Origin of the sequence: Anoxybacillus ayderensis (assembly GCF_000833605.1) — a bacterium.
GTDB lineage: Bacteria > Bacillota > Bacilli > Bacillales > Anoxybacillaceae > Anoxybacillus > Anoxybacillus ayderensis.
The window spans coordinates 1-21,459 of record NZ_JXTG01000005.1; the positions used below are offsets into that span (position 1 = coordinate 1).

The window sequence follows — 21,459 nt, forward strand, 5'->3', positions numbered from 1 at the left end:
GAAAAAGATGTGAAAAAAATTTATCCACAAGGTTATAAGATGTGAAAAACTTGTCGATAAATGTTGTGGATACGAAAAAAACGACAAAAATTTTATCCACAACAATAATCACAACATAGTCAAAAAAAGATACTCCTGGAGTAGTTGACATTTCTCTAAATTTCTCACTATAATTAGAAAGACTGTCTTTTAACAGTTATTCCTCAGGGAGGTGTCATATATGAAAAGAACGTATCAACCAAATAAGCGGAAGCGTAGTAAAGTACACGGTTTCCGTGCGCGCATGAGCACAAAGAACGGAAGAAAAGTTCTTGCTCGCCGTCGTCGTAAAGGAAGAAAAGTATTATCTGCATAGGCCACTGAACGATCAGTGGTCTTTTTTCTAACGGGAGTTACGATCGAGGTGTGATTGGGACACATGAAAAAAAAATATCGCATAAAAAAAAATGATGAATTTCAAGAAGTATTTCAACGAGGAACATCGGTAGCGAATCGGCAGTTTGTCTTATACGTTTTAGATCAACCGGGACAATGTTATTTTCGTATCGGATTATCCGTTAGCAAAAAGATCGGAAAAGCAGTCGTTCGAAATCGCGTGAAACGTTATATTCGCCAAGTGTTTCACGAAGAACGTGATCGGATCGAAGCGGGAAAAGACTATGTCATTATTGCGCGAATGCCAGTAGCTACGATGGGGTATGAAGAGGTAAAAAAAAGTTTATTGCATGTTTTGAGGCGGGCGAACGTTTTTCATTAAATGTTTGGACGAGCGATATGTTAAAATATTTCGTGGAACGTATAAAGTAAGGGGGAAAAACGAGTGAAAAAAAGGCAAGTCGCATGGCTGTTTTTACTTCTTGCTGTTGTGTTAGCAGGATGTTCAGAAATTAACCAGCCAATTACTGCAGAAAGTAAAGGATTTTGGAACGAGTACATCGTTTACCCACTATCTTGGTTAATCACATACATGTCTGAGTTGTTTGGCTCCAATTACGGTTTAGGGATTATTGTCGTTACGATTTTAATTCGCCTAGCTATCTTGCCGTTGATGATTCAACAAACGAGAAGTTCCAAAGCAATGCAAGCGTTACAACCAGAACTACAAAAACTTCGTGAAAAATATAGTTCAAAAGATGCGCAAACGCAACAAAAACTGCAACAAGAAACGATGTTGCTTTTCCAAAAGCACGGTGTGAATCCGTTAGCAGGGTGTTTGCCGTTATTCATTCAAATGCCGATTTTAATTGGATTTTACCACGCTATTATGCGTACAGAAGAAATTGCACGCCATAACTTTTTATGGTTTGACTTAGGGGAAAAAGACCCGTTCTTTATCCTGCCGCTTGTCGCAGGGGTAACGACATTTATCCAACAAAAGATGATGATGGCGGGCACGGAACAACAAAATCCGCAACTGGCAATGATGCTTTGGTTAATGCCAATTATGGTCGTTGTATTTGCCATTAACTTTCCAGCTGCCCTCTCACTTTATTGGGTTGTCGGAAACTTGTTTATGATTGCACAAACGTATTTCATTAAAGGACCAGACTTAAAAGCAACAAAACAAGCTGGGGGAACAGGAAAGTGAAACGAGTGACGATGGGTGGCCAAACGGTAGAAGAGGCAGTGGAAAAAGCGTTAGCGCAATTACATGTGCCGAAAGAAGCGGTCGATATTGTTGTTGTTCAACAAGAAAAAAGGCCGTTTCTTGGCTTGTTCGGCGGAAAAGAAGCGGTCGTTGAAGTAACGATTAGCAACCCGTTTTTTTGTGTGGAATCGTTTTTAAAACATGTGATTGAACAAATGAATGTACGTGTCAATCTTTCTTGTCAAGCGGAAGGAGATCGTTTCGTTGTCTCGCTTTCGGGGCAAGATGTAGCACGAGTAATCGGAAGACACGGTCAAACACTTAACGCTTTACAATTATTGGCGCAAGGAGTTTTAAACCGTTGCACCGATCGTCCGCTTCATGTTGTGATTGATGCGGAAGGGTATCGGAAACGAAGAGAAGAGACGCTCGTTCGTTTAGCGAAAAATATGGCGAAAAAAGCAATCCAAACGGGACAAGATATTTCGTTAGAGCCAATGAGTGCATGGGAACGGAAAGTCATTCATACAGCGTTAAGCGATGATGAAAGGATACAAACGTTTTCAGCTGGGGCGGAGCCGTATCGTCATGTCGTTATTTCACTAAAACGATAAACATTCTCTAGGGGAAGTCGTTCCTAGAGAATTTTTTTTGTCAATTGAAACGTTACGTGTATGTTGTTATTCACATGTGGATAAGTTAAAATTTATTTGATTATCATTGTGAGGAAAACATACATGATATAGATTGTGGATATTTTTGTTTTTATGAAAGAAGGTGAACAAGATGGAATTTGATACAATTGCAGCGATTTCAACTCCGATGGGTGAAGGGGCGATTGCGATCGTCCGTTTAAGTGGGGATGAAGCGATAAAAATTGTTGATCAACTGTTTGTCGGTGTTGGGGGGAAGAAACTAAAAGACGTCCCATCTCACACAATCCATTACGGGCACATTGTGCATCCAGAGACGAAAGAAATTGTTGAAGAAGTGATGGTCACAGTGATGAGAGCTCCAAAAACGTTTACACGTGAAGATGTTGTTGAAATTAATTGCCACGGGGGGCTTGTTTCTGTTAATCGCGTGCTTCAGCTCGTGTTAGCACATGGAGCTCGTCTAGCACAACCCGGAGAATTTACAAAAAGAGCTTTTTTAAACGGGCGTATCGATTTATCACAAGCAGAAGCGGTAATGGATTTAATTCGTGCAAAAACCGATCGAGCGATGGCTGTCGCATTGAACCAAATGGAAGGACGTTTATCGAAACTCATTCGTCGATTACGTCAAACAATTTTAGAGACGTTGGCACATGTCGAAGTAAATATTGATTACCCCGAATACGACGATGTCGAAGAAATGACGCATCGATTGTTGCTTGAAAAGGCAACAGAAGTGAAAAACGAAATTGAGCGACTGTTACAAACAGCACAACAAGGAAAAGTGTTACGAGACGGATTAGCGACAGTCATTGTCGGGCGACCGAATGTTGGGAAATCGTCGCTATTAAACAGCTTGGCCCACGAAAACCGAGCGATTGTCACCGACATTCCAGGTACAACAAGAGATGTCATTGAGGAGTACGTCAACGTTCGCGGTGTACCGCTCCGTCTATTAGATACAGCAGGTATTCGTGAAACAGAAGATATTGTTGAACGAATTGGGGTCGAGCGATCACGGAAAGTGTTAAAAGAGGCAGACTTAATTTTACTCGTCCTCAACTATAACGAACCGTTAACGGAAGAAGATGAACGATTGTTCGAAGCGGTCAAAGGGATGGATGTTATTGTCATTGTTAATAAAACAGATTTACCGAAACGAATTGATATGGAGCGAGTACAGCAATTGGCGCAAGGCGCACCAATCATTACAACATCGCTGTTAGAAGAAAAGGGAATCGACCAACTAGAAGAGGCGATTGCCTCATTATTTTTCAGCGGAGATGTGGAAGCGCGCGACTTAACGTATGTATCAAACTCGCGTCATATTGCGTTATTGACGCAAGCGAAAAAAGCGATCGAAGAAGCGATTCACGGCATCGAAGCAGATATGCCAATCGACATCGTGCAAATTGATTTAACGAGAGCGTGGGAATTGTTAGGGGAAATCATTGGAGATACGGTGCACGAAAGCTTAATTGATCAATTGTTTGCACAATTTTGTTTAGGAAAATAAGGAGGGTATTTATGCATTACGAGGCAGGATCTTATGATGTCATCGTTGTAGGTGCTGGGCATGCAGGATGTGAAGCAGCGCTTGCTGCTGCGCGCATGGGAGCAAGTACGTTAGTGATCACACTCAATCTCGATATGATTGCTTTTATGCCATGTAACCCATCGATCGGTGGCCCTGCGAAAGGTATCGTCGTTCGCGAAATTGACGCATTAGGCGGAGAAATGGGGAAAAATATCGACAAAACGCATATTCAAATGCGTATGTTGAATACAGGAAAAGGGCCGGCTGTGCGGGCGTTACGTGCACAAGCAGATAAATTTTTATATCAACAAGAAATGAAAAAAACGCTAGAAAATCAAGAGAATTTAACATTATTGCAAGGAAAAGTAGAAAAATTAATCGTAGAAGACGGTGTATGTAAAGGAGTTATTACGCATACAGGTGCTCGCTATCATGCCAAGGCTGTCGTCATTACGACAGGAACGTTTTTACGCGGTGAGATCATTATCGGGGACATTAAGTATTCGAGTGGTCCGAACAATCAGCAGCCATCAATTAAGCTTTCAGAACATTTAGAGGAACTCGGTTTTGAATTGGTTCGTTTTAAAACGGGGACGCCACCGCGTGTCAATAGCCATACGATCGACTACAGCAAAACAGAAATTCAGCCAGGCGATGAAGTGCCGCGCGCATTTTCATATGAGACGACACAATATATTACCGATCAGCTCCCTTGTTGGCTTACTTATACGACAGAGGAGACGCACCGAATTATCGATGAAAATTTACATTTGTCACCGATGTATTCAGGGATGATTAAAGGGACAGGTCCGCGCTACTGTCCATCGATTGAAGATAAAATTGTTCGTTTCCATGACAAGCCACGTCACCAAATTTTCCTTGAGCCAGAAGGAAGACATACGAAAGAAGTGTATGTACAAGGATTGTCTACAAGCTTGCCGGAGCATATTCAACGCCAAATGTTAGCGACAATACCGGGGTTGGAAAAAGCGCAACTCATGCGAGCTGGCTATGCGATTGAATACGATGCGATCGTTCCAACGCAACTGTGGCCAACGTTAGAAACGAAGGTCGTTCAACGGTTATATACAGCAGGACAAATTAATGGGACATCAGGATATGAAGAGGCGGCTGGTCAAGGGCTTATTGCCGGCATTAATGCGGCATGCAAAGCGCTCGGAAAAGAGGAGTTAATTTTAAGTCGCTCAGAAGCATATATTGGCGTTTTAATTGACGATCTTGTTACAAAGGGAACGAACGAGCCGTACCGCCTGTTAACATCTCGTGCGGAATATCGTCTTTTATTGCGTCATGACAACGCAGATTTACGTTTAACGGAGATTGGTTATAAACTCGGACTAATTTCCCAAGAGCGATACGAAAAGTTTGTAGCGAAAAAAGAAGCGATCGAAGCGGAAAAGAAACGTTTAAAATCGTACATTATTAAACCGACGCCGCAAGTGCAAGAAATGATTCGTCACGTTGGGGGAAGCGAGTTAAAAGACGGCATTCGAGCAGCTGACTTGTTAAAGCGTCCAGAAATGACGTATGAGCATATTCAAATGATTGCACCGGGAGAACAACCGATTGATCCTGAAGTAGCGGAACAAGTAGAAATTCAAATTAAGTACGAAGGGTATATTGAAAAATCGCTACAACAAGTTGAAAAATTAAAGAAAATGGAGAATAAAAAAATTCCAGAAGACATTGATTACGATGCGATTACAGGGTTGGCGACAGAGGCGCGACAAAAATTAAAACAAGTTCGTCCGCTTTCAATTGCACAAGCATCGCGCATCTCGGGAGTCAATCCAGCGGATATTTCAATTTTATTAGTTTATTTGGAGCAGGGAAAAATCGCACGCGTGTCAAATGAATAAAGAGGGATGAATGATGGATGTAAATGTATTTAAACAAATGTTAGAGGAGAAAGGAATTTTGCTTTCTCCTCAACAACTCGCTCAATTCGAAACATATTATCAATTGCTTGTCGAATGGAATGAAAAAATGAACTTAACGGCTATTACAGACAAAGAAGGCGTATATTTAAAACATTTTTTCGATTCCATTACACCTGCTTTTTATTACGACTTCTCGCGGCCGTTATCCATTTGCGATGTTGGGGCGGGGGCAGGGTTTCCGAGCATACCGTTAAAAATTTGCTTTCCTCACTTACATGTATCAATTGTCGATTCATTGCAAAAACGAATTACGTTTCTAAATCATTTAGCTGCACAACTTCAGCTTGAAGGAGTAGCTTTTTATCACGATCGTGCTGAAACGTTTGGACAAAAAACGGTTCGAGAGTCGTTTGATGTCGTGATGGCTCGTGCGGTTGCTCGTTTGTCTGTGCTAAGTGAACTTTGTTTACCGCTTGTAAAAGTAGGCGGGACGTTTATCGCGATGAAAGGAGCATCAGCACACGAAGAGCTTGAGCAAGGGAGCACAGCGATCCGCGTGCTAGGCGGCGAAGTGACAAAAGTAGAACAATTTTTATTGCCGATTGAGGAAAGCGAACGAGCGATTGTTTTTGTTGAAAAGAGACGAAAAACACCGAAGAAATATCCACGCAAACCAGGGGTACCAAACAAACTTCCAATTGAATGAATGTTTTGAGTTCTCAAAGGTGGTGTCAGGGGGAAATGAAGCATCCTTTTTCGCGCTTTTTTAGCTTTGGTGAGAAAGAGCAAGAAGAAATCGTTGTACCAAATGAAGAAATAAAGCGAATCGCTATTTCACAAATTGTCCCAAACCGTTTTCAGCCGCGGACCATTTTTGTTGAAGATAAAATTGACGAGCTTGCTCAAACGATTCGAACACATGGAATGATTCAGCCAATTGTCGTTCGAGAATGTGAAGATGGGAAGTTTGAAATTATTGCCGGGGAACGAAGATGGCGGGCGGCACAAAAGCTTGGCTGGACGGATATCCCTGCCATTATTAAAAATTTAAACGATACGGAAACAGCTTCTGTTGCTTTAATTGAAAACTTACAGCGGGAAGAATTGACGCCTATTGAAGAGGCGATGGCTTATGCTCGCTTGCTAGAATTGCATCATTTAACGCAAGAAGCGTTAGCGCAACGGCTCGGAAAAGGACAATCGACGATTGCTAACAAACTTCGCTTATTAAAGCTGCCTCAAGAAGTACAAGACGCATTATTACAACGTCAAATTACAGAAAGGCATGCTCGTGCTTTAATTGCGTTAAAAGATTACGATAAACAGTTAAAGTTGCTTGAAGAAATTATCGAAAAGCAACTAAACGTGAAACAAACAGAAGATCGAGTCGCAAAAATGCTAGAAGGAGATGCAAATGAAAAACGCCCGAAACCGAAGCGAAAATCGTTGAGTAAAGATATGCGTATCGCTGTCAATACGATTCGTCAGTCGTTAACGATGGTCGCTGATAGTGGTGTAGCTATTGATTCAGAAGAAGAAGAGTTTGAAGACTATTACCAAATTACAATCCGCATCCCGAAAAGACAAAAATAACACCTCATCAAAAACGACGATGAGGTTTTCTTTTTGTATATGAAAATATTGAAAAATTCATGATACAATAAAAGTATTATAGGTAAAGGATGGGGAGCGTTGTGGGGAAAATTATTGCGATTGCCAATCAAAAAGGCGGTGTTGGCAAAACGACAACGGCGGTAAATTTATCGGCGTGTTTAGCTCATATGGGGAAGAAAACGTTACTTGTCGATATTGATCCGCAAGGAAATGCGACAAGTGGCATTGGTGTGGAAAAACATGAAATTGAACAATGTGCATATGACTTGTTAGTTGAGGAAGTGGATGTACGTCAAGTCATTCGCCCGACAAATATTGAGCGATTGCATATTATTCCTGCCACCATTCAATTAGCAGGAGCTGAGATTGAGCTCGTTCCAATCGTTTCAAGGGAAGTGCGCTTACAAAAAGCATTAAGTCCGGTGAAAGATATGTATGATTTTATTATTATCGACTGTCCACCTTCCCTCGGATTGTTGACGATTAATGCGTTAACTTCAGCAGATACAGTATTAATTCCTGTGCAATGTGAATATTACGCATTGGAAGGATTGAGTCAACTATTAAATACGATTCGTCTCGTGCAAAAACATTTAAATTCGAATTTACGCATCGAGGGTGTATTGCTCACGATGTTTGATGCGCGCACAAACCTTGGTATTCAAGTGATTCAAGAAGTTAAGAAGTATTTCCGTGAAAAAGTGTATGAAACGATTATCCCGCGCAATGTACGACTAAGTGAGGCACCAAGCCACGGGAAGCCAATTATTTTGTATGATGCGAAATCGCGGGGAGCGGAAGTATACGCAGACTTTGCCAAAGAGGTGATCGCAAATGGCTAAAGGGCTCGGAAAAGGCATTCATGCTCTTTTTACTAACTTGGAAGCAGAAAAAGGGGAAACGGTTCAAGAAATCGATATTCAACAACTTCGTCCTAACCCATATCAACCGCGCAAAACGTTCGATGAACAAGCGCTAGAAGAATTAAAGCAATCGATTATGGAACATGGGATCGTCCAACCGCTCATCGTTCGTCAGACGATCAAAGGGTATGAAATTGTCGTCGGTGAGCGGCGCTTTCGAGCAGCGCAATTAGCAGGAATGAAAACTGTTCCAGCGGTTGTGCGTGAACTTTCGGATGAAAAAATGATGGAGATTGCATTACTTGAAAATTTACAGCGTGAAGATTTAAATCCAATTGAAGAAGCAACAGCCTATCAATTATTGCTTACGCGATGCAAATTAACGCAAGAAGAGTTAGCGAAACGTGTAGGAAAGAGCCGACCGCATATTGCGAACCACCTTCGGCTTCTTTCACTTCCAAGTGATGTTCAGCAAATGATTGAAGAAGGTACATTATCGATGGGACACGGTCGGGCGTTACTTGCATTAAAAAACAAACAAAAGCTTGCAGCTGTTATTCAACGAGTCATGCAAGAATCGCTTAATGTCCGACAACTCGAGGCACTTATTCAGCAACTAAACAAAAATGTTCCACGTGAAACATCGAAAAAGAAAGAGGAAAAAAATTTATTTTTGGCACAAAGTGAAGCGTTATTGCGCGAGCGTTTAGGAACAGCAGTATGTATTAAAAAGCATCGAAAAAAAGGGAAAATCGAAATCGAATTTTTCTCAGAAGAAGATTTGACGCGTATTTTGCAACTGTTAAATGCGTACGATGAACAAATGGACGAATAGGATGTGAAATTAGTTGGCTTTACTCGGTACGCTTGTTAACGGAATATGTATTATTATTGGATCTCTGTTAGGTGCTATGTTCAAAAATATCCCAGAGCGCGTAAAATCAACGGTAATGAACGGAATTGGGCTTTCCGTCGTCGTGCTCGGCGTAAAAATGGGATTAGAAAGTGATCAATTTTTAATTGTCATTATTAGTTTAGTTTTTGGTGGAGTGCTAGGGGAAATATGGGATATTGAAGAAAAGCTTGAAAGGTTAGGAAAATGGGTGGAAAGAAAAATAGGATACGGAGCAGAAGGGGCAATCTCTAAAGGGTTTGTTAGTGCCACGCTTCTGTTTGTCGTTGGTTCGATGGCTATCGTCGGTGCGCTACATAGCGGGTTAAGAGGCGATCATCTTGTACTATATACAAAATCGATTTTAGACGGCTTTGCGAGCATCATCTTAACCGCTACGTTTGGCATCGGCGTTATTTTCTCAGCCATTCCCGTTGTCGTTTATCAAGGATCGATTGCCTTACTGGCTACGCAAATTAATCAGTTCATTCCATCAAGCGCCCTTGAAGCATTTATTGCTGAATCGACCGCAACAGGCGGAATTTTAATTATTGCGATTGGGTTAAACATGTTAAATCTTACATCTGTTCGTGTCGCAAACTTATTACCAAGTATTTTAATCAATGCGTTAATTGTTGCTTTCATGCATATGTTATTCTGATAGTTTATATTTCAGTTCGTTCACTTTCAACGACGCAAATCGTTGTTGTTTTTTCAGTTGCATTCCAGCTTCATAAATGCCTGTTGCAATTGTTTCTGCCATATTCATTACTAAATGAAGTCGGGTGTTTTGTAGCACGAAAAATTCCATAAATCCGCTCACATTGACAATTCCGGTAATGTGGGCATCACCGACAGAAGGGAGATTTTTATTGACAGCCGCTCCTGGTTTTAATGGACCTTTTTCAATTGTAACCATCCCGATGTTTTTCACGCGCCCGAGACAAGCATCAACAGCGATAATGAATGCCTGTTTATGTTGTTGTTGAATGTCTTTTAGCTTTTCTTCTAAATTAACGGCATGAATTGGATCTTTTAACGTTCCATACACATAAAACGGCAACGATCCTTTTTGCTCGAGCATTGTGCCGACAAGTGGACCGAGTGAATCGCCAGTCGAACGATCGGTACCGATGCAAATGATGACGACAGGTGTATGTGTAGAAGTTGGAAGTAAATATAAAATCGATGATGCAAGTTGGGATGCCGCATTCGGTTCATCGTAAAAAAATTTGTTTTGCATACGTCCGTTCCCTCCTCCGATTAAATGACATGGTAACAGTATACGGAAAAATGTGAATATATATACATTGAACGTCCTAGAAAGTTCACGCGCTACAAATGTAAGCAAAATACTGTTACAATAACTTATGCGTAAACAAGGGAGCTTGTATAGGTCATTTTGCCACGGTGGAGGTGTTTAAATGGAGCAAATCAAAAAAGTATACGTTCGTGTTGTTGAGAAAATATTGGAAGGTGACTGGCTCGTCACAGTCGGTGTCAGTTTGTTTAAAATGATGGCGATCATTCTCGTAGCATCAATTTTGCTGAAGGTTGTTAAATTAACGATCGCGAAGTTTTTTGCCGTTCGGCAAAAAGCACCGCTCCGATTATCTGAACGAAGAGAAGCAACATTGATGCGCTTATTGAACAATATGGCTACGTATAGCATTTACTTTATTACGTTTATGATGATTTTAGATGCTGTTGGCGTCGATATTCGTGCCATTTTAGCTGGCGCTGGCATCGTTGGGCTTGCTGTTGGTTTCGGAGCACAAAACCTTGTTCGCGATATTATCACGGGGTTTTTTATTATTCTTGAAGATCAATTTGCGGTTGGAGATTATGTACGTATCGGGACATTTGAAGGACATGTAGAAGAAATCGGTTTGCGTACAACGAAACTGAAAAGCTTTACGGGTGAAGTGCATATTTTGCCGAACGGGACGATTACGCAAGTGACAAACTTTTCTTTAAATAATAGCGTAGCAGTTGTTGATGTAAGTATTGCTTATGAAGGTGATTTAGAGAAGGCGGAAGCTGTGATTCGCGAAGTATTACAAGAAATGCCAAGCAAATATGAAGATATTGTGAGCACGCCAGAATTGTTAGGCGTACAAAATTTAGGACCGTCTGAAGTGGTCATGCGCATTACGTGCGAAACGAAGCCGATGCGTCATTGGCATATTGCTCGCGCCTTGCGAAAAGAAATTAAGCTTCGTTTGGACGAGCGTGGCATTGAAATTCCGTTTCCTCGTTTAGTTCTTTATAATCGTGAACAACAAGCGGAACGTGCTTAAACATCGGAAAGGAGTGTGCTATATTGAATAAAGAGTATGGCATGCATGATATCGTCGAAATGAAAAAGGAGCATCCTTGCGGGACAAATCGTTGGAAAATCATTCGAATGGGCATGGATATTCGCATTAAATGTGAAGGATGCGGGCACAGCGTTTTGTTACCGCGGAAAGAATTCGAGCGAAAAATGAAAAAAGTGCTTGTCAAACATGAGGAGTAGATGAAGAGAGGAGTATGATGATGGGTTTAACAGCAGGAATTGTTGGTCTTCCAAACGTCGGAAAATCAACGTTGTTTAATGCGATTACAAAAGCAGGTGCCGAATCTGCCAACTATCCGTTTTGTACGATTGAACCAAACGTCGGGATCGTTGAAGTGCCAGATGAGCGGCTAAAAACGTTGACAAAACTATTTAATCCAAAACGTACTGTTCCAACGGTATTTGAGTTTACGGATATTGCTGGAATTGTAAAAGGTGCGAGCAAAGGTGAAGGATTAGGAAATAAGTTTTTATCTCACATTCGTCAAGTCGATGCGATTTGCCAAGTTGTTCGTTGTTTTTCTGATGAAAATATTACGCATGTGGCTGGAAAAGTCGATCCGATTGCCGATATTGAAACGATTAATTTAGAGCTTATTTTTGCCGATTTAGAAACAGTAGATAAGCGAATCGATCGCGTTGGGAAAATGGCTAAACAAAAAGATAAAGAAGCGGTATTCGAATACGACATTTTAAGTCGCTTGAAGGAAACGTTTGAAGCAGGAAAACCAGCTAGAACGCTTTCGTTTACAGAAGAAGAAATGAAAGTCGTAAAGCAATTGCATTTATTAACGATTAAACCGATGTTGTATGTTGCGAACGTTGGGGAAGAAGATTTAGCTGATCCGAACAACAATGAGTACGTCCAACAAGTAAAAGCATTCGCAAAAGAGGATAACGCAGAAGTGATCGTCGTTTGCGCAAAAGTTGAGGCCGAGATGGCGGAGTTAGACGATGAAGAAAAAGAAATGTTTTTACAAGAGCTTGGCATCGAACAATCCGGTTTAGACCAACTTATTCGTGCATCATATAGCTTGCTTGGACTAGCAACATATTTTACAGCGGGTGAGCAAGAAGTGCGTGCATGGACGTTCCGTAAAGGAATGAAGGCACCGCAATGCGCAGGCATTATTCATTCTGATTTTGAACGAGGATTTATTCGTGCAGAAACAGTATCGTATGAAGACTTAGTTGCAGCAGGATCGATGGCCGCTGCTCGTGAAGCAGGAAAAGTACGATTAGAAGGCAAAGATTACGAAGTGCAAGATGGCGATATTATTCATTTCCGTTTCAACGTCTAATCTTGCATATGAAAGGTGTTCGTGATATAATTATCAAATGTGAGTAATGATATATTGCTCCTTGCTCTGTACAGAGCCGTGTAGACCAAAAGGAGGTGACTGTGATGAGAAAGTACGAAATTATGTACATTATCCGTCCGAACATGGAAGAAGAAGCGAGAAAAGCAGTTGTTGAGCGTTTTAATAACGTGTTAACTGAAAACGGTGCGGAAATTACAAACGTAAAAGAATGGGGTAAGCGTCGTCTCGCTTATGAAATTGAAAAATTCCGTGACGGTTACTACATGATTTTGAACGTTGTTGCGAAGCCAGCGGCAGTTCAAGAGTTTGACCGTTTAGCACGCATCAGCGAAGATATCATTCGTCATATCGTCGTGAAGGAAGAAGAATAATTTCCTCATGAATAGGAGTGGTTCTGATGATTAATCGCGTAATTCTCGTCGGAAGACTGACGAAAGATCCAGAATTACGCTATACTCCAAATGGAGTTGCTGTTGCCACGTTTACGCTAGCGGTGAACCGAACATATACAAACCAACAAGGTGAACGTGAAGCAGATTTCATTAACTGTATCGTTTGGCGCCGGCAAGCTGAAAATGTGGCAAACTACTTAAAAAAGGGTAGTTTAGCTGGAGTAGAAGGTCGAATTCAAACGAGATCATACGAAAACCAAGAAGGAAGAAAAGTGTATGTGACAGAGGTTGTCGCTGATAGCGTGCAGTTTTTAGAGCCGCGAGGTGGCGGTGAGCAACGTGGCATGGCATCAGGCAGCTATGGCGAGCCGTTTCCATTTGGATCAAATCAGAACCCGAACGAAGGACGTAGCAGCGGATTCAGTCGAATTGATGATGATCCATTTGCGAACGATGGACAACCAATCGATATATCGGATGATGATTTGCCGTTTTAATATACACACGATCAATGAAAGGAGGATATACGATGGCAGGACGTAAAGGTGGACGCACAAAACGTCGTAAAGTTTGCTACTTTACAGCAAACGGAATTACACACATCGACTACAAAGATGTAGACACATTAAAGAAATTTATTTCTGAGCGTGGTAAAATTTTACCTCGTCGCGTAACAGGTACGAGCGCAAAATATCAACGTAAATTAACAATTGCAATCAAGCGTGCTCGTCAAATGGCTTTATTACCATACGTTGCGGGCGAATAAAAAGAAAAGCAGTAAGGGGGACGGAGCCTTACTGCTTTTTGTTTTCGAGGAGGGAAAAAAGTGAAAAACGCGCGTGTATTAACAGAAGGGGCTGTGCAACTCGCCATTTTTACTGTGCTCCTTTTACTTAGTTTATATATGCCTGTATTCGGGATGGTTGCTACGTTTTTTTTAGCGATTCCATTTCTTTTATTTACGATGCGCCATACATATAAAAATGGTTTATTTTTACTTGCTACATCATTTATTCCGTCCATTTGGTTCGGTTCACTTTTCTCTGTTCCGATGACGTTTATGTTTGCAAGTAGCGGAGTAGCCATGGGGCATGTATGGCGAAAACACGGTGGGAAATACGCGGTTTTACTCGTTGGTACGCTCTCTTTTTTAGTCAGTATGATCATCATTTATGCGAGTTCTGTTTTGTTTTTTGACATTCACATTGGCAAACAAATTGAAGAAATTATGCAACAATCATTTCAAAGTGCACAAACCATATTAGAAACAATCGGGCAACCAGCAAACGAACAATTTGAAAAAACGATGAAACAAACGATGGACGTTGTCATCGATTTATTGCCGACTGCGTTCGTTTTCGCTGCTGCATGTTTTGCTTGGATTACTCAACAAGCTGCTTTGCCTATTTTAAAGCGATTAAATATGCCGATTGGCAACTGGCAACCGTTCCGGGAACTCGTTTTACCAAAAAGCTTATTGTGGTACTATTTAGCGACAATGCTTTTATTATTTTTTCCGATCGGGCACGGCTCATTTCTTTATGTTGCGCTCATCAATTTATTTCAAATTTTACAGTTGCTTATGATGATCCAAGGGTTCTCGTTCATTTTCTACTGGATGCATCATAAACATATGGGACGTAAAGGCGCTATTGCGATTGTTGTTCTATCTCTATTTTTCCCTTTTTTACTTCACCTCGTGCGAATATTAGGTATAATTGATTTAGGATTTGATTTGCGAAAGAGGTTGAAAGATTAATGACGCAAGGAGCTGACGTTCATGTCCAGTTTGTATGAAAAGCAGAGGCATCGCTATCCCTTGTATGTTTTGATCGGTATTACGTTCATATTGCTTGTTATCGTGACGTACTTTGAATGGGTAATTGGGATAGTTGCTGCTGTGCTCCTTGGACCTACGTTATTCCACGTATTTCGATCGTATAAAGTCGCCCAAGAGGAAATTGAAGATTATATTTCTACTCTTTCTTACCGCATTAAAAAAGTTGGCGAAGAAGCGTTAATGGGTATGCCAATTGGCATTATGCTCATTAACGATGAGTTAGAAATCGAGTGGACAAACACCTTTTTATCCTCTTGTTTTGGAGTCGATACGTTAGTCGGCCAATCGTTATATGATGTTGCTGAGCAACTCGTTCCGTTAATGAAAAAAGAAGCGACAGAAGAAGTCATTACGTTACGTGACCGAACGTTTAAAGTAATCATTCGTCGAGAAGAGCGGTTACTTTACTTTTTTGACATTACTGAACAAGCAGAACTAGAGAAAAAATACGAGCAAGAAAAAATCGTATTAGGCGTCATTTTTCTCGACAATTACGATGATGTGACGCAAGGGATGGACGATCAAAAGAAAAGCCAGCTCAATAGTCAAGTGACGTCCATTTTAAACAGATGGGCAAGCGAATATGGGTTATTTTTAAAACGGACGTCGTCAGATCGATTTGTCGCTGTGTTAAACGAACATATTTTACAACAGCTCGAGAAAAATAAATTTTCCGTTTTAGATGAGGTGCGTGAACAAACAGCGAAAAATCATGTGCCGTTAACGTTAAGTATCGGTATTGGAACAAACTCTCCTTCTTTGCCGGAATTAGGAGCATTGGCTCAGTCAAGTTTAGATTTAGCGCTTGGGCGTGGTGGCGACCAAGTAGCGATTAAACAACCAAATGGCAAAGTGAAATTTTACGGTGGAAAAACGAATCCGATGGAGAAACGGACAAGAGTCCGAGCCCGTGTCATATCGCATGCGCTAAAAGAGCTCATTTTAGAAAGTGAGCAAGTGTTTATTATGGGACATAAATATCCCGATATGGACGCCATTGGTGCTGCCATCGGTATTTTAAAAGTAGCCCAAATGAATCAAAAGGAAGCGTTTATTATTATTGATACGAGCCGTATTGACTCTGGAGTACAACGGTTGCTTGAGGAAGTGAAAAAGCAGACGGAACTTTGGTCTCGCTTTATTTCTCCTGAGCAAGCATTAGAGTTAGCGACAGAAGATACGTTGCTTGTTGTCGTAGATACACATAAACCTTCCCTAGTGATTGAGGAACGGTTATTGTTGCGACTAGATCGGGTTGTAGTCATTGATCATCATCGTCGCGGTGAAGAATTCATTCAAGATCCGATTCTTGTTTATATGGAACCGTATGCGTCATCAACGTCAGAGTTAGTGACGGAATTGTTAGAATACCAACCGAAACGTTCGAAGCTTTCTATGCTTGAGGCGACAGCTTTATTAGCTGGCATTGTTGTTGATACGAAAAGTTTTACGTTGCGCACAGGATCGCGGACGTTCGATGCCGCTTCATATTTACGTGCGCAAGGGGCGGATACAACACTTGTCCAAAAATTGTTAAAAGAAAATATTGAGCATTACGTTAAACGTGCTAAAATAATTGAGAACGCTATCATCGATGAACACGGTTTCGCGATTGCGAAAGGAAATGTGAACGAAACGTACGACCCTGTTTTAATTGCTCAAGCAGCGGATACGTTATTATCTTTGCATGGCGTTGTCGCTTCGTTTGTCATCTCGAAGCGAAACGATCAAACGATTGGAATTAGCGCTCGTTCATTAGGAGATGTCAACGTTCAGTTAATTATGGAAAAGCTTGATGGCGGAGGCCATTTGACGAATGCTGCGACTCAGCTTGCCAATGTAACGATGGACGAAGCGGAAAAACGATTGCGAGCAGCCATTCGAGAATATATTGAAGGAGGTAAAGAAACATGAAAGTCATCTTTTTAAAAGACGTGAAAGGAAAAGGGAAAAAAGGAGAAGTAAAAAACGTTGCTGATGGTTATGCGCAAAACTTTTTATTTAAACAAGGGCTGGCGATTGAAGCAACTCCAGCGAACTTAAAAGCGTTAGAAGCGCAAAAAAATAAACAAAAGAAAGAAGCGGAAGAAGAATTAGCTCGCGCAAAACAATTGAAAGAAAAAATGGATACGTTGACAGTCGAGTTGTTTGCGAAAGCTGGTGAGGGAGGCCGTTTATTCGGTTCGATCACAAGCAAACAAATTGCTGAGGCGCTCCAGCAACAACATGACATTAAGATTGATAAACGGAAAATTGAATTAGATGATGCGATTCGAGCGCTAGGATATACGAATGTACCAATTAAGCTTCATCCAGAAGTGACTGCAACATTAAAAGTACATGTGCAAGAGCAAAAGTAATGAAATGTGATTTTATGCCGGATTTTTTCCGTGCATATAATCACATTTTTCTTATGAGAAAGGATGGTGAGCGTATATGAACGACGTATTTGCTGATCGACTCCCCCCACAAAATATTGAAGCTGAGCAAGCTGTGCTCGGAGCGATTTTATTGGAGCCATCCGCGCTCACGACCGCTTCAGAAATATTAATTCCCGAAGATTTTTATCGAGCTGCCCATCAAAAAATTTTCCGAACGATGTTGCAACTATCTGATCGTGGTGAACCAGTCGATTTAGTAACCGTTACATCTGAACTAGCAGATGCGAATGCCCTTGAAGAAATAGGGGGCGTTTCATACTTAACCGAGCTAGCGAATGCTGTTCCGACGGCGGCAAACGTACAATATTATGCGAAAATTGTAGAAGAAAAATCTATTTTACGCCGTTTAATTCGTACAGCTACATCTATTGCTCAAGACGGTTATACGCGGGAAGATGAAGTAGAAGATGTGTTAAATGAAGCGGAGCGAAAAATTTTAGAAGTATCGCAACGAAAAAATACGAGCGGATTTCAAAATATAAAAGATGTGCTCGTTCAAGCATATGACAATATTGAAATGCTCCATAATCGTAAAGGTGAAATCACCGGAATCCCAACCGGTTTTATTGAGCTTGATCGAATGACGGCTGGATTTCAACGAAGCGATTTTATTATTGTTGCTGCTCGTCCATCTGTCGGGAAGACGGCATTTGCATTAAATATTGCGCAAAATGTGGCGACGCGTACAGGTGAGAATGTGGCCATTTTCAGCTTAGAAATGGGAGCGCAACAGCTTGTGATGCGTATGCTTTGTGCGGAAGGAAACATTAACGCTCAAAACTTGCGGACGGGCAAACTGACACCGGAAGACTGGGGAAAGTTGACGATGGCGATGGGAAGCCTTTCGAATGCTGGTATTTTTATTGATGATACGCCGAACATTCGCGTAAGTGAAATTCGTGCCAAGTGTCGTCGCTTAAAACAAGAACAAGGACTTGGAATGGTATTAATCGACTACTTACAGCTTATCCAAGGAAGTGGACGAAACCGCGAAAATCGTCAACAAGAAGTATCGGAAATTTCTCGCTCATTAAAAGCGTTAGCTCGTGAATTAGATGTTCCTGTCATTGCTTTATCACAGCTTTCTCGTAGCGTAGAGCAGCGCCAAGATAAACGCCCGATGATGTCTGACTTGCGTGAATCGGGAAGTATTGAGCAAGATGCGGATATTGTTGCTTTTTTATATCGCGATGATTATTACGATAAAGAATCGGAAAACAAAAACATCATTGAAATTATTATCGCAAAACAACGGAACGGTCCGGTTGGTACTGTACAGCTTGCTTTTGTTAAAGAGTATAACAAGTTTGTCAACTTAGAGCGCCGCTTCGATGATGCAAACGTTCCGCCTGGAGCTTAATTGAATACGAATAAAAAACATAAAATCATATATAAACGTTCGGTTTTTTATTGATTTTTCGTAGTTGATTTGGTACACTTACTTTGTTTGGAATTGATGAAGCGGAGGTGCTCGCCATGTCTTCAGTTGTTGTTGTTGGAACACAATGGGGCGATGAAGGAAAGGGAAAAATTACAGACTTTTTATCACAACATGCAGAAGTGATTGCACGATATCAGGGTGGAAATAACGCCGGACATACAATTGTATTTAACGGCGAAAAGTATAAATTACATTTAATTCCTTCTGGCATTTTTTATAAAGATAAAATTTGTGTCATTGGAAACGGAATGGTTGTTGATCCGAAAGCGCTTGTGCAAGAATTAGCGTATTTACACGAGCGCGGTGTAAGCACGGAAAATTTGCGCATCAGCAACCGTGCCCATGTGATTTTGCCTTATCATTTGAAGCTTGATGAAGTAGAAGAAGAACGAAAAGGGGCTAATAAAATCGGAACGACGAAAAAAGGAATTGGCCCTGCTTATATGGATAAAGCGGCACGTGTCGGCATCCGCATCGCAGATTTGCTCGACCGTGAAGTATTTGAAGAAAAATTAGCCCGTAATTTAGCGGAGAAAAACGTACTTTTTGAAAAAGTGTACGGTGTTGAAGGATTTAAACTAGAACACATTCTTGATGAATATTATGAATATGGGCAACAAATCGCAAAGTATGTTTGCGATACGTCCGTCGTATTAAACGATGCGCTCGATGAAGGACGTCGTGTTTTATTTGAAGGCGCCCAAGGCGTCATGTTAGATATTGACCAAGGAACGTATCCGTTCGTTACTTCATCTAACCCTGTGGCTGGTGGGGTAACGATTGGTGCAGGTGTTGGTCCGACAAAAATTAAACATGTTGTTGGTGTAGCTAAAGCATATACAACACGTGTCGGTGACGGTCCGTTTCCAACGGAGTTAAACAATGAAATCGGTGACCGCATTCGTGAAGTAGGCCGCGAGTATGGAACGACGACAGGGCGCCCACGTCGTGTCGGTTGGTTCGATAGCGTTGTTGTTCGCCATGCACGCCGAGTTAGTGGGATTACAGATTTATCTTTAAACTCAATCGATGTATTAACAGGTATTGAGACGTTAAAAATTTGCATCGCTTATCGATATAAAGGACAGATCATAGAAGAGTTTCCTGCAAGCTTAAAAGTGCTAGCGGAATGCGAACCTGTATATGAAGAATTGCCAGGGTGGACAGAAGATATTACTGGCGTAAAAAGCTTAGACGAACTTCCAGCTAACGCACGCCATTACGTTGAACGCATTTCGCAATTGACAGGCATTCCACTTTCTATTTTCTCTGTCGGGCCAGACCGTTCTCAAACGAATGTTGTCCGTAACGTATATGCATAAGAAAAAACGTCGATGACCCGTTCGTCGACGTTTTTTTAAAAAAAAACTATTGTCTTATTACTAATTATATAATAAAATAATAAATGTCCGTTAGAATACGGTTCCGTGGTGTAGGGGTTAACATGCCTGCCTGTCACGCAGGAGATCGCGGGTTCGAATCCCGTCGGAACCGCCATTTTTTTATAATCATAGGCGTACATCGTGAGCAAGCAAAACGAGAGCGGGACGAAGGACGTTTTGTTTTCGAATAAATAAAGGATGAAGCTACAATTCATATGGCTCGGTAGCTCAGTCGGTAGAGCACGCTCGAATGGACTTCATTGATCAGGCACCAGCGTACCGCTCGAGCCGCATCTTGAATAAGCAAACGGAGAGCGGGACGAAGGACGTTTTGTTTTTGAATAAATAAAGGATGAAGCTACAATTCATATGGCTCGGTAGCTCAGTCGGTAGAGCAAAGGACTGAAAATCCTTGTGTCGGCGGTTCGATTCCGTCCCGAGCCACTTGTAAGCATAGATACGTATATGTGTCTATGCTTTTTTATTTTATAATAGTGACATGGTACACTATATGTAAATACGCCTTTTTGGGGGAGTGAACATAAATGGAGAAAAAAATTTTAGTTGTTGATGATGAAAAGCCGATTGCTGACATTTTGCAATTTAATTTAAGAAAAGAAGGATATGACGTATATTGTGCGTACGACGGTGTGGAGGCATTACAAAAAGTAGAAGATATTCAACCCGATTTAATTTTATTAGATATTATGCTTCCGCAAAAAGATGGTATGGAAGTATGCCGCGAAATTCGTAAAAAATACGATATGCCGATCATTATGTTGACAGCGAAAGATTCTGAAATTGATAAAGTGCTTGGACTAGAGCTCGGTGCGGACGATTATGTCACGAAACCATTTAGCACGCGCGAGTTGCTGGCGCGCGTGAAAGCTAATTTGCGTCGCCATCAACAAAGACAAGAACAAGATGTAAAGGAAATGAGCGAAATAAAAATTGGTTCGCTCACCATTCATCCAGACGCTTATATTGTATCTAAACGAGGCGAGGAAATTGAATTAACTCACCGCGAGTTTGAACTTCTTCACTACTTAGCGAAACATATCGGTCAAGTGATGACACGTGAACATTTACTTCAAACGGTATGGGGATACGATTATTTTGGCGATGTGCGTACCGTTGATGTAACGGTTCGACGTTTGCGTGAAAAAATTGAGGACAACCCTTCGCATCCGACGTGGATCGTGACGAGACGAGGGGTAGGATATTATTTACGAAATCCGGAACAGGAGTAACC

General features: G+C 41.2%; 24 protein-coding genes and 2 tRNA genes. 25 read left to right on the forward strand and 1 reads right to left on the reverse strand.

Annotated features, from left to right (window positions below):
- The first annotated feature begins 220 nt into the window (after positions 1-220).
- The 11 genes from rpmH (at position 221) to JV16_RS06680 (ending at position 9,712) form a co-directional block, all read left to right on the forward strand.
- A complete protein-coding gene (gene rpmH / locus JV16_RS06630; protein WP_003397591.1) occupies positions 221-355 on the forward strand; it encodes a 50S ribosomal protein L34 in 135 nt (44 codons plus the stop codon).
- Between the two features lie 63 nt (positions 356-418).
- Positions 419-757, forward strand: coding sequence for a ribonuclease P protein component (gene rnpA / locus JV16_RS06635; RefSeq protein WP_042534863.1), 339 nt, complete (start codon positions 419-421; stop codon positions 755-757).
- 63 nt (positions 758-820) lie between these two features.
- Positions 821-1,588 carry a YidC family membrane integrase SpoIIIJ gene (spoIIIJ, locus tag JV16_RS06640; protein ID WP_042534865.1) on the forward strand — a complete coding sequence of 256 codons (768 nt, stop codon included), beginning with the start codon at positions 821-823 and terminating at the stop codon, positions 1,586-1,588.
- The gene (gene jag, locus JV16_RS06645) at positions 1,585-2,202 is read left to right on the forward strand and encodes an RNA-binding cell elongation regulator Jag/EloR (protein ID WP_042534867.1); all 618 of its coding nucleotides are present in this window, start codon (positions 1,585-1,587) and stop codon (positions 2,200-2,202) included. Before spoIIIJ ends, jag begins: the two co-directional genes overlap by 4 nt.
- Before the next feature lie 172 nt (positions 2,203-2,374).
- Positions 2,375-3,760 carry a tRNA uridine-5-carboxymethylaminomethyl(34) synthesis GTPase MnmE gene (mnmE, locus tag JV16_RS06650; protein WP_042534869.1) on the forward strand — a complete coding sequence of 462 codons (1,386 nt, stop codon included), beginning with the start codon at positions 2,375-2,377 and terminating at the stop codon, positions 3,758-3,760.
- Positions 3,761-3,771: 11 nt separating this feature from the next.
- Positions 3,772-5,661, forward strand: a complete 1,890-nt coding sequence (mnmG, locus tag JV16_RS06655; protein ID WP_042534871.1) for a tRNA uridine-5-carboxymethylaminomethyl(34) synthesis enzyme MnmG — start codon at positions 3,772-3,774, stop codon at positions 5,659-5,661.
- 13 nt (positions 5,662-5,674) lie between these two features.
- Positions 5,675-6,388 (forward strand): 16S rRNA (guanine(527)-N(7))-methyltransferase RsmG, encoded by a 714-nt coding sequence (gene rsmG / locus JV16_RS06660; RefSeq protein ID WP_042534872.1) that lies wholly within the window; start codon positions 5,675-5,677, stop codon positions 6,386-6,388.
- Positions 6,389-6,423: 35 nt separating this feature from the next.
- Complete coding sequence (gene noc / locus JV16_RS06665) at positions 6,424-7,275, forward strand: nucleoid occlusion protein (protein WP_042534874.1); 852 nt, start codon at positions 6,424-6,426, stop codon at positions 7,273-7,275.
- Between the two features lie 101 nt (positions 7,276-7,376).
- Entirely contained in the window at positions 7,377-8,138 is a 762-nt protein-coding gene (locus tag JV16_RS06670) for a ParA family protein (RefSeq protein ID WP_042534876.1), read from the forward strand.
- The gene (locus JV16_RS06675; RefSeq protein WP_042534878.1) at positions 8,131-8,994 is read left to right on the forward strand and encodes a ParB/RepB/Spo0J family partition protein; all 864 of its coding nucleotides are present in this window, start codon (positions 8,131-8,133) and stop codon (positions 8,992-8,994) included. Before JV16_RS06670 ends, JV16_RS06675 begins: the two co-directional genes overlap by 8 nt.
- 13 nt (positions 8,995-9,007) lie before the next feature.
- Positions 9,008-9,712 (forward strand): DUF554 domain-containing protein, encoded by a 705-nt coding sequence (locus tag JV16_RS06680; protein ID WP_042534880.1) that lies wholly within the window; start codon positions 9,008-9,010, stop codon positions 9,710-9,712.
- On the opposite strand, the gene yyaC is transcribed toward JV16_RS06680, so the two are convergent.
- Positions 9,704-10,294, reverse strand: coding sequence for a spore protease YyaC (gene yyaC, locus JV16_RS06685; RefSeq protein ID WP_042534882.1), 591 nt, complete (start codon positions 10,292-10,294; stop codon positions 9,704-9,706). The two genes, JV16_RS06680 and yyaC, sit on opposite strands and share 9 nt — an antisense overlap.
- Before the next feature lie 181 nt (positions 10,295-10,475).
- Between yyaC and JV16_RS06690 the strand changes: the two genes are divergently transcribed.
- From JV16_RS06690 to yycF, 14 genes are all read left to right on the forward strand, one after another.
- Complete coding sequence (locus JV16_RS06690; RefSeq protein WP_042534884.1) at positions 10,476-11,351, forward strand: mechanosensitive ion channel family protein; 876 nt, start codon at positions 10,476-10,478, stop codon at positions 11,349-11,351.
- Between the two features lie 41 nt (positions 11,352-11,392).
- Complete coding sequence (locus JV16_RS06695) at positions 11,393-11,569, forward strand: DUF951 domain-containing protein (protein WP_216367525.1); 177 nt, start codon at positions 11,393-11,395, stop codon at positions 11,567-11,569.
- Between the two features lie 20 nt (positions 11,570-11,589).
- A complete protein-coding gene (gene ychF / locus JV16_RS06700) occupies positions 11,590-12,690 on the forward strand; it encodes a redox-regulated ATPase YchF (RefSeq protein ID WP_021094404.1) in 1,101 nt (366 codons plus the stop codon).
- Between the two features lie 104 nt (positions 12,691-12,794).
- Positions 12,795-13,082, forward strand: coding sequence for a 30S ribosomal protein S6 (gene rpsF / locus JV16_RS06705; protein WP_009361077.1), 288 nt, complete (start codon positions 12,795-12,797; stop codon positions 13,080-13,082).
- Positions 13,083-13,108: 26 nt separating this feature from the next.
- Positions 13,109-13,600 carry a single-stranded DNA-binding protein gene (ssb, locus tag JV16_RS06710; RefSeq protein ID WP_021094403.1) on the forward strand — a complete coding sequence of 164 codons (492 nt, stop codon included), beginning with the start codon at positions 13,109-13,111 and terminating at the stop codon, positions 13,598-13,600.
- Positions 13,601-13,632: 32 nt separating this feature from the next.
- Positions 13,633-13,869: a 30S ribosomal protein S18 gene (gene rpsR, locus JV16_RS06715; protein ID WP_003397568.1), complete on the forward strand. Its 237-nt coding sequence runs from the start codon at positions 13,633-13,635 to the stop codon at positions 13,867-13,869.
- Between the two features lie 60 nt (positions 13,870-13,929).
- Complete coding sequence (locus JV16_RS06720) at positions 13,930-14,862, forward strand: YybS family protein (RefSeq protein WP_021094402.1); 933 nt, start codon at positions 13,930-13,932, stop codon at positions 14,860-14,862.
- Positions 14,863-14,883: 21 nt separating this feature from the next.
- Complete coding sequence (locus JV16_RS06725) at positions 14,884-16,857, forward strand: DHH family phosphoesterase (protein WP_042534887.1); 1,974 nt, start codon at positions 14,884-14,886, stop codon at positions 16,855-16,857.
- Complete coding sequence (rplI, locus tag JV16_RS06730; protein WP_021094400.1) at positions 16,854-17,303, forward strand: 50S ribosomal protein L9; 450 nt, start codon at positions 16,854-16,856, stop codon at positions 17,301-17,303. Before JV16_RS06725 ends, rplI begins: the two co-directional genes overlap by 4 nt.
- 76 nt (positions 17,304-17,379) lie before the next feature.
- Entirely contained in the window at positions 17,380-18,744 is a 1,365-nt protein-coding gene (dnaB, locus tag JV16_RS06735) for a replicative DNA helicase (protein WP_009361072.1), read from the forward strand.
- 116 nt (positions 18,745-18,860) lie between these two features.
- The gene (locus JV16_RS06740) at positions 18,861-20,147 is read left to right on the forward strand and encodes an adenylosuccinate synthase (RefSeq protein ID WP_021094399.1); all 1,287 of its coding nucleotides are present in this window, start codon (positions 18,861-18,863) and stop codon (positions 20,145-20,147) included.
- A gap of 99 nt (positions 20,148-20,246) precedes the next feature.
- A tRNA-Asp gene (locus JV16_RS06745) sits at positions 20,247-20,322 on the forward strand.
- 256 nt (positions 20,323-20,578) lie between these two features.
- Positions 20,579-20,651 (forward strand) — tRNA-Phe (locus JV16_RS06750).
- 101 nt (positions 20,652-20,752) lie between these two features.
- Positions 20,753-21,457: a response regulator YycF gene (yycF, locus tag JV16_RS06755; protein WP_021094398.1), complete on the forward strand. Its 705-nt coding sequence runs from the start codon at positions 20,753-20,755 to the stop codon at positions 21,455-21,457.
- Positions 21,458-21,459: the final 2 nt, after the last annotated feature.

Bases quoted from the DNA above. Each gene is read 5' to 3' on its own strand.
- rpmH (WP_003397591.1), top strand. From the start codon at position 221: ATGAAAAGAACGTATCAACCAAATAAGCGGAAGCGTAGTAAAGTACAC.
- rnpA (WP_042534863.1), top strand. From the start codon at position 419: ATGAAAAAAAAATATCGCATAAAAAAAAATGATGAATTTCAAGAAGTA.
- mnmE (WP_042534869.1), top strand. From the start codon at position 2,375: ATGGAATTTGATACAATTGCAGCGATTTCAACTCCGATGGGTGAAGGG.
- mnmG (WP_042534871.1), top strand. From the start codon at position 3,772: ATGCATTACGAGGCAGGATCTTATGATGTCATCGTTGTAGGTGCTGGG.
- rsmG (WP_042534872.1), top strand. From the start codon at position 5,675: ATGGATGTAAATGTATTTAAACAAATGTTAGAGGAGAAAGGAATTTTG.
- noc (WP_042534874.1), top strand. From the start codon at position 6,424: ATGAAGCATCCTTTTTCGCGCTTTTTTAGCTTTGGTGAGAAAGAGCAA.
- JV16_RS06675 (WP_042534878.1), top strand. From the start codon at position 8,131: ATGGCTAAAGGGCTCGGAAAAGGCATTCATGCTCTTTTTACTAACTTG.
- yyaC (WP_042534882.1), bottom strand. From the start codon at position 10,294: ATGCAAAACAAATTTTTTTACGATGAACCGAATGCGGCATCCCAACTT.
- JV16_RS06690 (WP_042534884.1), top strand. From the start codon at position 10,476: ATGGAGCAAATCAAAAAAGTATACGTTCGTGTTGTTGAGAAAATATTG.
- JV16_RS06695 (WP_216367525.1), top strand. From the start codon at position 11,393: ATGCATGATATCGTCGAAATGAAAAAGGAGCATCCTTGCGGGACAAAT.
- ychF (WP_021094404.1), top strand. From the start codon at position 11,590: ATGGGTTTAACAGCAGGAATTGTTGGTCTTCCAAACGTCGGAAAATCA.
- rpsF (WP_009361077.1), top strand. From the start codon at position 12,795: ATGAGAAAGTACGAAATTATGTACATTATCCGTCCGAACATGGAAGAA.
- ssb (WP_021094403.1), top strand. From the start codon at position 13,109: ATGATTAATCGCGTAATTCTCGTCGGAAGACTGACGAAAGATCCAGAA.
- rpsR (WP_003397568.1), top strand. From the start codon at position 13,633: ATGGCAGGACGTAAAGGTGGACGCACAAAACGTCGTAAAGTTTGCTAC.
- JV16_RS06725 (WP_042534887.1), top strand. From the start codon at position 14,884: ATGTCCAGTTTGTATGAAAAGCAGAGGCATCGCTATCCCTTGTATGTT.
- rplI (WP_021094400.1), top strand. From the start codon at position 16,854: ATGAAAGTCATCTTTTTAAAAGACGTGAAAGGAAAAGGGAAAAAAGGA.
- dnaB (WP_009361072.1), top strand. From the start codon at position 17,380: ATGAACGACGTATTTGCTGATCGACTCCCCCCACAAAATATTGAAGCT.
- JV16_RS06740 (WP_021094399.1), top strand. From the start codon at position 18,861: ATGTCTTCAGTTGTTGTTGTTGGAACACAATGGGGCGATGAAGGAAAG.
- yycF (WP_021094398.1), top strand. From the start codon at position 20,753: ATGGAGAAAAAAATTTTAGTTGTTGATGATGAAAAGCCGATTGCTGAC.